Origin of the sequence: Citrobacter sp. Igbk 14, assembly GCF_028069825.1 — a bacterium.
Taxonomy (GTDB): Bacteria; Pseudomonadota; Gammaproteobacteria; order Enterobacterales; family Enterobacteriaceae; genus Citrobacter.
In genome coordinates, this window is the sequence record NZ_JANEWM010000024.1 from 1 (window position 1) to 12,965 (window position 12,965).

Annotated in this window: 10 protein-coding genes and 1 pseudogene; 4 read left to right on the forward strand and 7 right to left on the reverse strand. The window is 51.3% G+C overall.

Going from position 1 to position 12,965, the window contains the following annotated elements; genetic code table 11:
* Positions 1–88 precede the first annotated feature (88 nt).
* The 3 genes and pseudogenes from NNN64_RS11325 to hemN all read left to right on the forward strand — a co-directional run bounded on the left by NNN64_RS11325 (position 89) and on the right by hemN (position 2,471).
* Positions 89–286 (forward strand): annotated as a pseudogene (locus NNN64_RS11325) (hypothetical protein).
* Positions 287–399: 113 nt separating this feature from the next.
* Positions 400–909: a Der GTPase-activating protein YihI gene (gene yihI / locus NNN64_RS11330; RefSeq protein WP_271441489.1), complete on the forward strand. Its 510-nt coding sequence runs from the start codon at positions 400–402 to the stop codon at positions 907–909.
* 188 nt (positions 910–1,097) lie between these two features.
* Positions 1,098–2,471: an oxygen-independent coproporphyrinogen III oxidase gene (gene hemN / locus NNN64_RS11335; protein ID WP_271441452.1), complete on the forward strand. Its 1,374-nt coding sequence runs from the start codon at positions 1,098–1,100 to the stop codon at positions 2,469–2,471.
* Positions 2,472–2,560: 89 nt separating this feature from the next.
* Here hemN and NNN64_RS11340 read toward each other — a convergent pair whose 3' ends face one another.
* The 4 genes from NNN64_RS11340 to glnA form a co-directional block, all read right to left on the reverse strand.
* A complete protein-coding gene (locus NNN64_RS11340; RefSeq protein WP_003028631.1) occupies positions 2,561–2,671 on the reverse strand; it encodes a YshB family small membrane protein in 111 nt (36 codons plus the stop codon).
* A 112-nt stretch (positions 2,672–2,783) separates the two neighbouring features.
* On the reverse strand, positions 2,784–4,193 hold the full coding sequence (gene glnG / locus NNN64_RS11345) for a nitrogen regulation protein NR(I) (protein WP_271441453.1): 1,410 nt from the start codon (positions 4,191–4,193) through the stop codon (positions 2,784–2,786).
* Between the two features lie 11 nt (positions 4,194–4,204).
* Positions 4,205–5,254, reverse strand: a complete 1,050-nt coding sequence (gene glnL, locus NNN64_RS11350; protein ID WP_271441454.1) for a nitrogen regulation protein NR(II) — start codon at positions 5,252–5,254, stop codon at positions 4,205–4,207.
* Between the two features lie 416 nt (positions 5,255–5,670).
* Positions 5,671–7,080, reverse strand: coding sequence for a glutamate--ammonia ligase (gene glnA / locus NNN64_RS11355; protein ID WP_137381412.1), 1,410 nt, complete (start codon positions 7,078–7,080; stop codon positions 5,671–5,673).
* 379 nt (positions 7,081–7,459) lie between these two features.
* Here glnA and typA point away from each other — a divergent pair, with 379 nt between their 5' ends.
* The gene (gene typA, locus NNN64_RS11360; RefSeq protein ID WP_003028641.1) at positions 7,460–9,283 is read left to right on the forward strand and encodes a ribosome-dependent GTPase TypA; all 1,824 of its coding nucleotides are present in this window, start codon (positions 7,460–7,462) and stop codon (positions 9,281–9,283) included.
* Between the two features lie 69 nt (positions 9,284–9,352).
* Here typA and ompL read toward each other — a convergent pair whose 3' ends face one another.
* The 3 genes from ompL to NNN64_RS11375 all read right to left on the reverse strand — a co-directional run bounded on the left by ompL (position 9,353) and on the right by NNN64_RS11375 (position 12,965).
* The gene (gene ompL / locus NNN64_RS11365; RefSeq protein ID WP_271441455.1) at positions 9,353–10,045 is read right to left on the reverse strand and encodes a porin OmpL; all 693 of its coding nucleotides are present in this window, start codon (positions 10,043–10,045) and stop codon (positions 9,353–9,355) included.
* A gap of 66 nt (positions 10,046–10,111) precedes the next feature.
* Complete coding sequence (locus NNN64_RS11370; protein WP_271441456.1) at positions 10,112–11,533, reverse strand: MFS transporter; 1,422 nt, start codon at positions 11,531–11,533, stop codon at positions 10,112–10,114.
* 46 nt (positions 11,534–11,579) lie between these two features.
* A complete protein-coding gene (locus NNN64_RS11375) occupies positions 11,580–12,965 on the reverse strand; it encodes an MFS transporter (protein WP_271441457.1) in 1,386 nt (461 codons plus the stop codon).

A 12,965-nucleotide genomic window follows, 5' to 3' on the forward strand; every position in this document is an offset into this window, starting at 1 on the left:
AATCATATGATTATATCTTTATTGGAATTCTGATTAATGGAAACTGTTACCTGGCTTACTTGTGCGTTTACCTTAAAAAGGTAAAGTAGTGTCCATAGCGAGGAAGCTGACAGGATAAACGACTCAGGATGAGGGTCAGGAGCGCCAGGAGGCGAAGACACAGGATTGTCAGGAAGACAAACGTCCGGAGACGTTAGTAAAAGGAAATGGAAACAACACGGAATGTTGCAGGCTAAGGGAAAAACAGGGTGTGTTGATAGCCGACAGGGATTGTAGAGCCCGCTGAGGGTTGAGAGTCAGGAAAAAAGGCGACAGATTACTCTGTCGCCTTTTTTCTTTATTTCTGCTAGATTCCGGCGCAAATATATACTGAATAAAAACAGCCAAAGACGAATCATGATGAAACCAACTTCTACACCACGCGGTAAAGGTCCTGCAAAAGCGCGTCGTAAAACACGCGAAGAAATTAACCAGGAAGCTCGCGACCGTAAGCGCCAGAAAAAACACCGTGGTCATGCGGCGGGTAGTCGTGCGTCCGGTAGTGATGGCGCATCAGGTGGCGGAAACCAAAACAAACAAAAAGATCCTCGTATTGGCAGTAAAACCCCCATTCCATTGGGTGTGACCGAAAAAGTCACCAAACAGCACAAACCGAAAAGTGAGAAACCTATGCTTTCACCACAGGCTGAGTTGGATTTACTGGAAACGGATGAGCGCCTGGATGCGCTGCTGGAACGTCTTGAAACCGGAGAAACCCTGAGCGCAGAAGATCAGGCCTGGGTAGATGCCAAACTGGATCGCATCGACGAGCTGATGCAAAAGCTGGGTCTCTCTTACGAGGATGACGAAGAAGAGGATGAGGAAGAAAAGCAGGAAGATATGATGCGCCTGCTGAAAGGCGGCAACTAACGGTTTTACACCGTGGGTCTTCCCGTCCTGCTTATAACCCTTCCGGTTATATGTTATCTGGTGTGGTTATTCGTTAAACTACAGCGGTTGTCGCGGCGACAGAAGTGGCTGCGCAACCGGCTTATCACCCGCACTGGGGTTAAGCCGGTACGCCGTACCCGCCAGAGACGCCATCGGAAGGAGTGAGCATGTCTGAACAGCTAATAGACTGGGACCTGGCCCTGATCCAGAAATATAACTATTCCGGGCCACGATATACCTCGTACCCGACCGCGCTGGAGTTCTCTGAAGACTACGGTGCAGAAGCGTTTTTGCACGCCGTGGCGCGTTACCCTGAGCGCCCACTTTCGTTATACGTTCACATCCCGTTCTGCCATAAACTGTGTTACTTCTGTGGCTGCAATAAGATTGTGACCCGTCAGCAGCATAAAGCCGATCAATACCTCGATGCCCTGGAACAAGAAATTATTCACCGCGCACCGTTGTTTTCTGGACGGCATGTCAGCCAGCTACACTGGGGTGGCGGTACACCAACTTACTTAAATAAAGCGCAAATCAGCCGCTTAATGACGCTACTGCGGGCTAACTTTCAGTTTAACGCGGATGCCGAAATTTCGATCGAAGTGGATCCGCGTGAAATCGAGCTGGATGTTCTCGATCATTTACGTGCTGAAGGGTTTAATCGCCTGAGCATGGGGGTGCAGGACTTCAACAAAGAAGTTCAGCGCCTGGTGAACCGTGAGCAGGACGAGGAATTTATCTTTGCGCTACTTAACCATGCGCGTGAGATCGGTTTCACCTCGACGAATATCGACCTTATTTACGGCCTGCCAAAACAGACGCCGGAAAGCTTTGCTTTCACCCTGAAGCGGGTGGCGGAGTTGAATCCAGATCGTCTGAGCGTCTTTAACTATGCGCACCTGCCAACGCTTTTCGCAGCCCAGCGTAAGATCAAAGATGCTGACCTGCCCAGCGCACAGCAAAAGTTGGATATCCTGCAGGAAACCATCTCTTCACTAACCGAAACCGGCTATCAGTTCATTGGAATGGATCACTTCGCTCGCCCGGACGACGAACTGGCAATTGCCCAGCGCGAAGGTGTTCTGCATCGGAATTTCCAGGGCTATACCACCCAGGGCGATACCGACTTGCTGGGTATGGGCGTATCCGCCATCAGTATGATTGGCGACAACTACGCACAGAACCAAAAAGAGCTGAAACACTATTATCAGCAGGTTGATGAACAAGGGAATGCACTGTGGCGCGGTATTGCGCTGACCCGCGATGACTGCATTCGTCGGGATGTTATTAAGCTGCTGATCTGCAACTTCCGCCTCGACTATGCTGCTGTGGAACAGCAATGGGATTTGAACTTTGCGGATTATTTTGCTGAAGATCTGAAGCTGTTGGCACCACTGGCGAAAGATGGGCTGGTGGATGTGGATGAGAAGGGAATTCAGGTTACGCCGAAGGGTCGCCTGTTGATCCGTAATATTTGCATGTGCTTTGATGCTTATCTACGCCAGAAAGCGCGGATGCAGCAGTTCTCTCGGGTGATTTAATGACGTTGTCCGGTGGCGCTTTGCTTACCGGGCCTACACGTTGCGATAACCTGTAGGCCGGATAAGCGTTAGCGCCATCCGGCGCGCCTTCAGCTGAACAGCCCAACCAGCGCCGCGCACAGCACTGCGGCAACCGCAGTTTGTGGCGTATGGCTTTCGACCGCACCGCTCGACAGCAGATTAATCATTGATTCCAGCATGATGACTTCCCCCCGTTAGCCGGGCACGATCATACTTAACTCATCGGAACAGTAAAGCGCAAAATAGCAGCAATTTGCGCTCAATTATCAATCTTTACACAGTGACTTTTCGTCACTCCATTCCGAGTTCTTTTAACTTGCGCGTCAAGGTATTACGCCCCCAGCCGAGCAAACGTGCCGCTTCCTGTTTGTGTCCCTGGGTATGACGCAGCGCAGTGGTCAACAGCGTCCGCTCCATCTCCGGTTGAGCCTCTGACAGCAAGTTTTGATGACCGGAACGCAATGCCCGGTCTGCCCACTGTGCCAACAGGGTTGCCCAGCTGTCTGGCTGCATATGCGAAGGCGCATCGGGCACGCTGGCTTCAAACAGTTCGGCCGGTAAGTCCTGAATCAGCATTTCCTGCCCGGCAGCCATTACGGTCAGCCAGCGACAGGTGTTTTCAAGCTGACGAACGTTACCTGGCCAGGCCAGACGTGTAAGTGCCGCTTCGGTTTCAGGGTGGAGTTGCTTGGCTTCCACACCCAACTCGCGGGCGGCTTCCTGCAGGAAATGACGTGCCAGACGGGGGATATCTTCCCGACGCTCACGCAGCGGGGGCAAATGGACGCGAATTACGTTCAGACGGTGGAATAAATCCTCACGGAATTTGCCTTCCTGCACGCGCAATTCCAGGTTCTGGTGGGTGGCCGCGATAATCCGAACATCTACCTTTACGGGCGCGTATCCGCCAACGCGGTAAAACTGTCCATCGGCTAATACGCGCAACAAGCGTGTCTGCACGTCCAGCGGCATATCGCCAATTTCATCAAGGAAGAGGGTGCCGCCATCAGCCTGTTCGAAACGCCCCTGACGAATGGTATTCGCCCCGGTAAACGCCCCTTTTTCGTGGCCAAATAGCTCAGACTCAATCAAATCTTTCGGAATGGCTGCCATGTTAAGTGCGATAAACGGTGCTTTGACGCGCGGGCTGTGGCGGTGCAGGGCGTGGGCGACCAACTCTTTACCCGTCCCGGACTCTCCATTTATCAGCACGCTGATTGACGAGCGGGAGAGGCGGCCAATGATGCGGAATACATCCTGCATCGCGGGCGCTTCGCCGATGATATCGGTGGTCGGGCCGTTGATCTGAATATTACGCGGCTGCTGCTGTTCCTGATAATGGCTGATGGCGCGCTCGACCAGTGCTACCGCTTCGTCAATATCAAAAGGTTTGGGCAGATAGTCGAACGCCCCTTGCTGGTAAGCGCTGACGGCGGCATCCAGATCGGAATGGGCAGTCATTATGATGACCGGAAGCATCGGGTGACGCTGCTTAATCTGTTTTAACAGCGTCAGACCATCCATACCCGGCATGCGGATATCCGACAACAGCACATCCGGTGTTTTGCTGGCCAGCGCATCCAGCACCTCTTTACCACTTTCAAATGTGGTGCAGCTTAGTCCTGCCCCTGCGAGCGCACGTTCAAGCACCCAACGGATGGAACTATCGTCATCAACGACCCAGACTATTCCTCGTTGCATAAACGTCACCTTTATTTCCTGATAGGCAGGTAAACCGAGAATTCGGTATGACCCGGCCAACTGGTAAATTCAATTTTGCCGGAATGTTGATCGATCAAATTACGGGCGATGGATAATCCAAGTCCGGTACCGCCTTCGCGGCCGCTGACCATTGGGTAGAACAGCGTATCCTGCAAATGCGAGGGAATGCCCGGACCGTTGTCCTCAACATCAATACGTGCCGCCAGACGGTAACGCATACCGTGCAGCGTGAGCTGAAACGCGGTGCGGGTGCGCAGAATAATTTCTCCGCCTTCCGGTCCCAGCGCCTGTAGCGCATTACGCACGATATTCAGCAGAACTTGTTCTATCTGATCCGGATCGTGCAGCAGTTCTGGCAGGCTAGGGTCGTAATCACGAATCAGCGTGACGTTTTCGGGAAGCTCCATCGACACCAGCGCCACCACGCGCTCTGCCACTTTATGAATGCTTTCCGTGATATGCATACCTGGCTGTTGCGGCCCCAACAGGCGATCAACCAGATTACGCAGGCGGTCAGCCTGCTCAATAATGACTTTGGTATATTCCGTCAGCGCTGGGTCCGGAAGCGCCTTGCTAAGAAGCTGAGCCGCTCCGCGCAGGCCGCCCAACGGATTTTTAATTTCGTGTGCCAGACCACGCACCAGATCGCGCGCGGCGATTTGCTGGGCATGCTGGAGTTGTTCCTGGCTCAGACGACGCTGGTTATCCATTGGCGCCATCTCCAGCAGGATAAGGCCATCAGGCAGCCTCTGCGCGGTCACAGAGAGGATATGTGAGTGGCTGTCTATCACCAGCGTCACTTCGTTATCCGTGAAGCCCTGACCCGCTTGCAGGCTCTCTCGCATCAGTCCGATGTTTAAGGAGAAATAACTCAACAGATCGGGAAGCGGTGTGCCAAACAGTTTGCGGGAACTTTGCGCGAGCAGCTGTTGCGCCGCCGGGTTGGCGTAATGCACCGCCAGCTCATCGTCGACGAGTAAAATGCTGTTGATTAACGAATTGAGGATCTGCCCAGCATCGGGCAGCGTGCCGGTTGCCATTCAGCAGTCTCCTGAAAAGTGTTGCACCAATTTAGTGCATTATAGCTTTTTACATCAAAAAAGCGCGAAAAAGCAGGTTGTTAGTGGAGAAAAAAGCCCATCCTGGGATGGGCTACAGATGACTGGCAAACATAGATGCCGGATGGCGGCTTTGCCTTATCCGGCCTACAAGGTAATGCTACCCTCCAGGCCTGATAAGTTTGCGCCATCAGGCGTCCTATCATTCGCCATCGATCTCAAGCCTGCCTGAGCAGGCTAAAAGTTCCACGGCAACTCAAAAACTCCTGACGTCTTTCGCGCCGCTGCTGCGTTGGCTACCTTCGCTCACCCCAGTCACATAGCTACCTATGCTCCTGGGGACTTGCTCAGTTGCCGCCTTGCCGCAACGTGAAATTCGTCGGATTTTTAATATAAGATTAAACGCTATAGTACAGCTCAAACTCTACCGGGTGCGGAGTCATGCGCACGCGGTCATCTTCTTCGCGACGCAGCGCAATGTACGCATCGATCGCTTCATTGGTGAACACGCCGCCTGCGGTCAGGAACTCGCGGTCCAGATCCAGTTCTTTCAGTGCTTCTTCCAGAGAGCCTGCAACCTGTGGGATCTCTTTCGCTTCTTCCGGCGGCAGGTCGTACAGGTTTTTGTCCATGGCTTCGCCTGGGTGGATCTTGTTCTTAATACCGTCCAGGCCAGCCATCAGCAGTGCAGCGAAGCACAGGTACGGGTTAGCTGCCGGGTCCGGGAAGCGCACTTCGATACGACGCGCTTTCGGAGAAGCAACTACCGGAATACGAATGGATGCAGAACGGTTACGGGCAGAGTAAGCCAGCATGACCGGTGCTTCGTAACCCGGGACCAGACGCTTGTAAGAGTTGGTGGTCGGGTTCGCCAGGGCGTTGATCGCTTTAGCGTGCTTGATAACGCCGCCGATGTAGTACAGCGCCTGCTCAGACAGACCTGCATATTTGTCACCAGAGAACAGGTTTACGCCGTTCTTGGACAGGGACATGTGGCAGTGCATGCCGGAACCGTTATCGCCAAACATAGGTTTTGGCATAAAGGTCGCAGTTTTACCGAAACGGTGCGCAACGTTGTGAACGACATATTTGTAGATCTGAATTTCGTCCGCTTTTTTAGTCATGGTGTTAAAGCGGGTTGCGATTTCGTTCTGACCAGCGGTCGCGACTTCGTGGTGGTGCGCTTCAACAACCAGACCCATCTCTTCCATGATCAGACACATGGTAGAACGGATGTCCTGAGAAGAATCTACCGGAGGAACCGGGAAGTAACCGCCTTTGACGCCAGGACGGTGACCTTTGTTGCCACCTTCGTATTTGGTGGAGGAGTTCCATGCGCCTTCGATATCATCGATAGCCACGTGGGAACCGGAAATAGACGCGCCGAAACGGATGTCGTCAAACAGGAAGAACTCTGGCTCTGGCCCGAACAGAACGGTGTCTGCGATGCCGGTAGCGCGCAGGTATTCTTCAGCGCGTTTCGCAATGGAGCGCGGGTCGCGGTCGTAACCCTGCAGCGTACCTGGTTCCAGGATATCGCAACGGATGATCAGGGTAGACTCTTCAAAGAACGGGTCGATGAGTGCAGTAGAAGCATCTGGCATCAGAACCATGTCTGATTCGTTAATGCCTTTCCAGCCACCGATTGAGGAGCCGTCAAACATTTTGCCTTCTTCAAAGAATTCGGCATTTACCTGGTGAGCAGGAATAGTGACGTGCTGTTCTTTACCTTTAGTATCTGTGAAGCGCAAATCAACAAACTTCACTTCGTGTTCGTTCAGCATCGTCAAAACGTGTTCAGCGGACATACTTACTCTCCCGGATTGGTCATTGTCGTCGTGGTAACGAAGTCTTCAATTCTGCAAAAATTGGCCGTGTCGCCGTAAAAAATATAAAGCGAAATCTGTGCCAACTTTTAAATTGCCCCTAAAAGGCGTTATCATGCGCACCATCGTGCAAAGGGGCTGCACCATGAAGGTTGTGTTGCACCATTATAGTGCTTCAATGTGAACATTAAGCACCATATTGGTGCAAAGCACCTCAGATTACCCCTTTTAACGCTCCGTGAATGTGATCACAAAGAAACTCTGCAATACTTGTTTGCGGAGGATGTTTGTGATCCTGTTTTGTACTGCGATTAATCCGTGTACAATAACGCGCTATTTCTAAAATGCCTGAGGCAAAGTTGTGATCGAAAATTTGCGTAACATCGCCATCATCGCGCACGTAGACCATGGTAAAACGACCCTGGTAGACAAGCTGCTCCAACAATCCGGTACGTTCGATGCACGTGCTGAAACCCAAGAGCGCGTGATGGACTCCAACGATTTGGAGAAAGAGCGTGGGATTACCATCCTCGCTAAAAACACCGCTATCAAATGGAATGACTACCGTATCAACATCGTTGATACCCCAGGGCACGCCGACTTCGGTGGTGAAGTTGAACGTGTAATGTCCATGGTCGACTCCGTGCTGCTGGTGGTGGATGCAATGGACGGTCCGATGCCGCAGACGCGCTTCGTGACCAAAAAAGCCTTTGCCCATGGCCTGAAGCCAATTGTTGTTATCAACAAAGTTGACCGTCCTGGTGCGCGTCCTGACTGGGTTGTTGACCAGGTATTTGACCTGTTCGTTAACCTCGACGCTACCGACGAGCAGCTGGACTTCCCGATCGTTTACGCTTCCGCGCTGAACGGTATCGCTGGTCTGGATCACGAAGACATGGCTGAAGACATGACTCCGCTGTATCAGACCATCGTTGATCGCGTACCGGCTCCGAACGTAGACCTTGATGGCCCGCTGCAGATGCAAATCTCCCAGCTGGACTACAACAACTACGTTGGCGTAATCGGTATCGGCCGCATCAAACGCGGTAAAGTTAAACCGAACCAGCAGATCACTATCATTGATAGCGAAGGCAAAACCCGTAACGGTAAAGTCGGTAAAGTTCTGACCCATCTGGGTCTGGAACGTATCGAGAGTGATATTGCCGAAGCAGGCGATATCATCGCGATCACTGGTCTGGGCGAACTGAACATCTCCGACACCATCTGCGACCCGCAGAACGTCGAAGCGCTGCCGGCTCTGTCCGTTGATGAACCGACCGTAACCATGTTCTTCTGCGTAAACACCTCTCCGTTCTGTGGTAAAGAAGGTAAATATGTTACCTCTCGTCAGATCCTTGACCGCCTGAACAAAGAGCTGGTGCACAACGTTGCGCTGCGCGTTGAAGAAACCGAAGATGCGGATGCGTTCCGTGTATCCGGTCGTGGTGAGCTGCACCTGTCAGTTCTGATCGAAAACATGCGTCGTGAAGGTTTCGAAATGGCGGTTTCCCGTCCGAAAGTAATCTTCCGCGAAATCGATGGCCGTAAACAAGAGCCGTTCGAGAACGTAACGCTGGACGTCGAAGAACAGCATCAGGGGTCTGTGATGCAGGCTCTGGGTGAGCGTAAAGGCGACCTGAAAAACATGAATCCAGATGGCAAAGGCCGCGTACGTCTTGACTACGTGATCCCAAGCCGTGGTCTGATCGGCTTCCGTTCAGAATTCATGACCATGACTTCCGGTACCGGTCTGCTGTACTCCACTTTCAGCCACTACGACGACGTTCGTGCGGGTGATGTGGGTCAGCGTCAGAACGGCGTACTGATCTCCAACGGCCAGGGTAAAGCAGTTGCGTTCGCACTGTTCAGCCTGCAGGACCGCGGTAAGCTGTTCCTGGGTCACGGTGCTGAAGTTTACGAAGGCCAGATCATCGGTATTCACAGTCGTTCTAACGACCTGACTGTAAACTGCCTGACCGGTAAGAAACTGACCAACATGCGTGCGTCCGGTACTGACGAAGCAACGGTTCTGGTTCCGCCGGTTAAGATGACTCTGGAGCAGGCTCTGGAATTCATCGATGACGACGAACTGGTAGAAGTAACACCAACTTCTATCCGTATTCGTAAACGTCACCTGACTGAAAACGATCGTCGCCGTGCAATGCGTGGCGCGAAAGAAGAGTAATTAACGCTCTTTTTCAGGTAAGCACAAAAAAGCCGCTGATTATCAGCGGCTTTTTTTATTTCGGAAGGATTAGAAGAAATACTTAGCCCCGACACGAATTTGATTTTGTTCGCGGTGATAAGGTTCCACATTGCGATCTAACCAGCGTAGTTCCAGGTAGGGTAACCAGTGTTCATTGATACGATACTTGAAGGTATTCGTAATTTCCCAGTGATGATCTTTACCGTTACTACTATTGAAGTCATTCACTCGAATAAAATAGTGCGGCTCAAAAGTGTAGGAAAATTTATCGGTAATAGTGAAGTTCCAGTAGTTACCTATCTCATAGGTGTCATTGTTATCCTGATCTCCGTTTAAATCAGTGGAACTGTAGTTATTATGATTATATCGGTTACGTACTGTCAGATTAAACCACGGGGTGAATTTATAGTTAACATCCAGGTAAACGGCACCACCCGAACCAATACTCTTATCGTTTATCAGTCCGCCGGGCTGGATGGTTAATTTATCTGTCGGTTTAAATAACGGATACCAGCCCTCTATTTCGTTATAACCATGTTTTAACTCATCTTTGCGTTGCATGGTGTAGGTGTTGGTGAGCATGATACCCGCACCCATATCGGAGTTATAGCCGACGCGCAGCATGACCTCCATCTGATCGGAGGCCAGATTGTAAGCTTCACGGTTCTCTACATAAGCGCCGGCGAAAACAGAGGTGGATGCCACAGAGGATAAGAGAATTATTGTATTTAATTTTTTCATAATAAATCCATTTTTTAAGCGCAGGGAGGCCGCCATCCATTAAGATGGAATAAGCGGCAATTATTTTTATATGTTTACAGCAGAGGCTTTCTTTTTATGGCTAATGCGTTCTGGTTGAATGTTATTTTTCTTCCGTTGGCTGATTTCCTCAATGATAAAAGCAAAACGGGCTTCGCTAAGTTTATAAAAAAATCCCATCGTGATGGCCGCAATAATTGCCAACCCACAGGGCCAGAGAAAAATAAGCTGGCGCAAACCCAGCAAGGTTGCATCACTCTGGACGATATTGGGGATATAACCGATTTGCGTCAGCATAATACCTGGCAGGAAACCGGCCAGCGCCGCAGAAATTTTGCGTGAAAAGGTATAACCCGTATAGACGGAACCTTCAGCACGTATCCCCGTTTTCCACTCCCCATAATCCACCGTATCCGGGACCAGCGCCCAGTTCAGGCTGTTTACGAATGCCGTCCCAAAGAAGGCCATGCACGAGAAAGTGACAAAGAGAAGTGATGTGCTGCCCCAGAGAAAATTCAGGATGTCACCGAGAGCCCATAGCGCCAGGCCACCAAGATAAACCTGCTTTTTACCGAAACGTTTCACGGCTGCGGGCACCAGCAGTACGCCAACCAGAATGCACCCCATGCTGAAAAACCCCATCCAGGAGAGCAGGTGGATATCATTGAGCACGTACTGGGTGTAATAAACCTGAATCGCCAGCTTGATATTGAATGCTGCCAACGTACACAGGTTGGCAAGGCATAGCACCAACAGGGGGGGGTTACGGAAAATTGCACAGAACGATTTGAGCATGCTGGGTTTATGGTGATCCGGCACGATTTCGATATAGCGCTCCTTCACACCGCTAAAGCACCACCACATGCTGAACAGCCCACACACAGAGAAGAGCAGCGCGGCAATCAGGTAGCCAAGCGAAGGCGAATGGATAAATAACGCCTGAATGGGCATAAAGCCAACGGTACACAGTAATAGCCCAACAGTTGCGCCGCCCTGGCGCCAGGCCGCGAGCTGAGCGCGCTCATGCGGATTCTTGGTGATCGCAGGAACCATTGCGCCGTAGGAGCAGTTCATCAGGCTATAGAACAAACCGAACAGCATAAACAACACCGTCGCCAGACCTGTTTTCACCGTCAAGGTAAAGTCTGTGGCTAAAAACTGCGCGCTGGCAACCAATGCGACGGGAAACGACGCATACAAAATAAAGGGTCTGAATTTCCCCTTGGCACCAATATTGCGTCGAGAGTCCAACAATACACCGGTCAGCATATCGGTGAAGGCAGTGAAGAATTTCGCCACCAGAAAGATTACTCCGCCGTACCAGGCCGGCATCCCTAGTTCATCGGTATAAAATTTAAGCAGATACAGCGTGCCGATACACAGCATCAAATTTGAGCCGAAGTCACCCACTCCGTAGGCGAATTTTTCACGCAGGCTCAGTTTTAGCGTTAGCGGATCATGGTCAGACATAATCGCTCCTTAATAGCGCCCCGTAAGGCGCTATTCATTATTATTATCAAACAGGTTGTTTACGCGCTTCTATCTCTTCAACGATACGGACATACATCTTCTCGTTAAGGTTGTAGAAACAGCCCATGGCCACAATGGTGATCACTGCTAATGCGCAGGGATAAATAAAGATCAGCTGACGCAAGCCTTCGACTGTATTGGCCGATTGCACCACGTTTGGGACGTAACCAATTTGCGTCAGCATCCAACCAGGAAAGAATCCCGCCAGCGCCTGCGACACTTTACGGAAGAAGGTAAATCCGGTGTACACCGTCCCTTCTGAACGTACGCCGGTACGCCATTCGCCATATTCCACTGTGTCGGAAACAAGCGCCCAGTTCAGGCTGTTAACGAATGCTGAGCCGAAGAACGCCAGGCAGGAGAAGGCAACAAAACTGACGGAGCCGCCGCCAAAGAAGTAATTAAGCAGATCGCCCGCTACCCAAATCAGCAGGCCGCCGATATAGACCTTCTTCTTACCAAAGCGTCTGACCATTCCCGGCATTAAAAAGACGCCGATGAAGATACAGCCCATGCTGAAAAAGCCCATCCAGGAAAGCAGAATTGGGTCGTTCAGTACGTATTGGGTGTAATACACCTGAATTGCCAGCTTGACGTTGAAAGCACCAAGTGTACAAAGGTTGGCAACGCACAGAATAAACAGCGGTCGGTTACCGGCGATAGCGCGGAAGGATTGCAGTAATCCCGGTTTTTGCGCTGCCGCATCCACGGATTTCACTTCTACATAGCGTTCTTTCACACCGGCATAGCACAGCCACATAAACAGCAGGCCGAACAGGGAAAATAATGTGGCGGCGAAGATATAACCCAACTGCGAGTTACCTTCGATCAGATTCATCACTGGAACAAAGCCGACGGTACACAGTAACAAACCCAGGGTTGCGCCACCTTGCCGCCAGGCGGCCAGCGAAGCGCGCTCATCCGGGTTTTTAGTAATGGCAGGAACCATCGCGCCGTAAGAGCAGTTCATCATGCTGAAGAACAGTCCGTACAGCATAAACAGCACCGTTGCCATCACCGTTTTGCCGGTTATTTCAAACGGTGTGCCGACAAAGTTAGCAATCGCCAGCAAGGTGACGGGGAAGGCAGCGTAGAGCACGAATGGGCGGAATTTACCCTTCGGACCAATTTTGCGTCGCGAATCGAGCATAATCCCAGTGCCCATATCGGTAAACGCGGTAAAAAACTTGGCGATAAGGAAAATGATACCGCCGTAAGTCCCCGGCAAGCCAAGGACATCAGTATAAAACTTGAGTAAATAGAGCGTACCAATGTCCAGCAGGATATTGGAGCCCAAATCACCCATCCCATAGGCAAGTTTTTCTTTAAACGGCAAGCGTAGGGTTGCCGGATTGGCTGTATTTTGACTCAT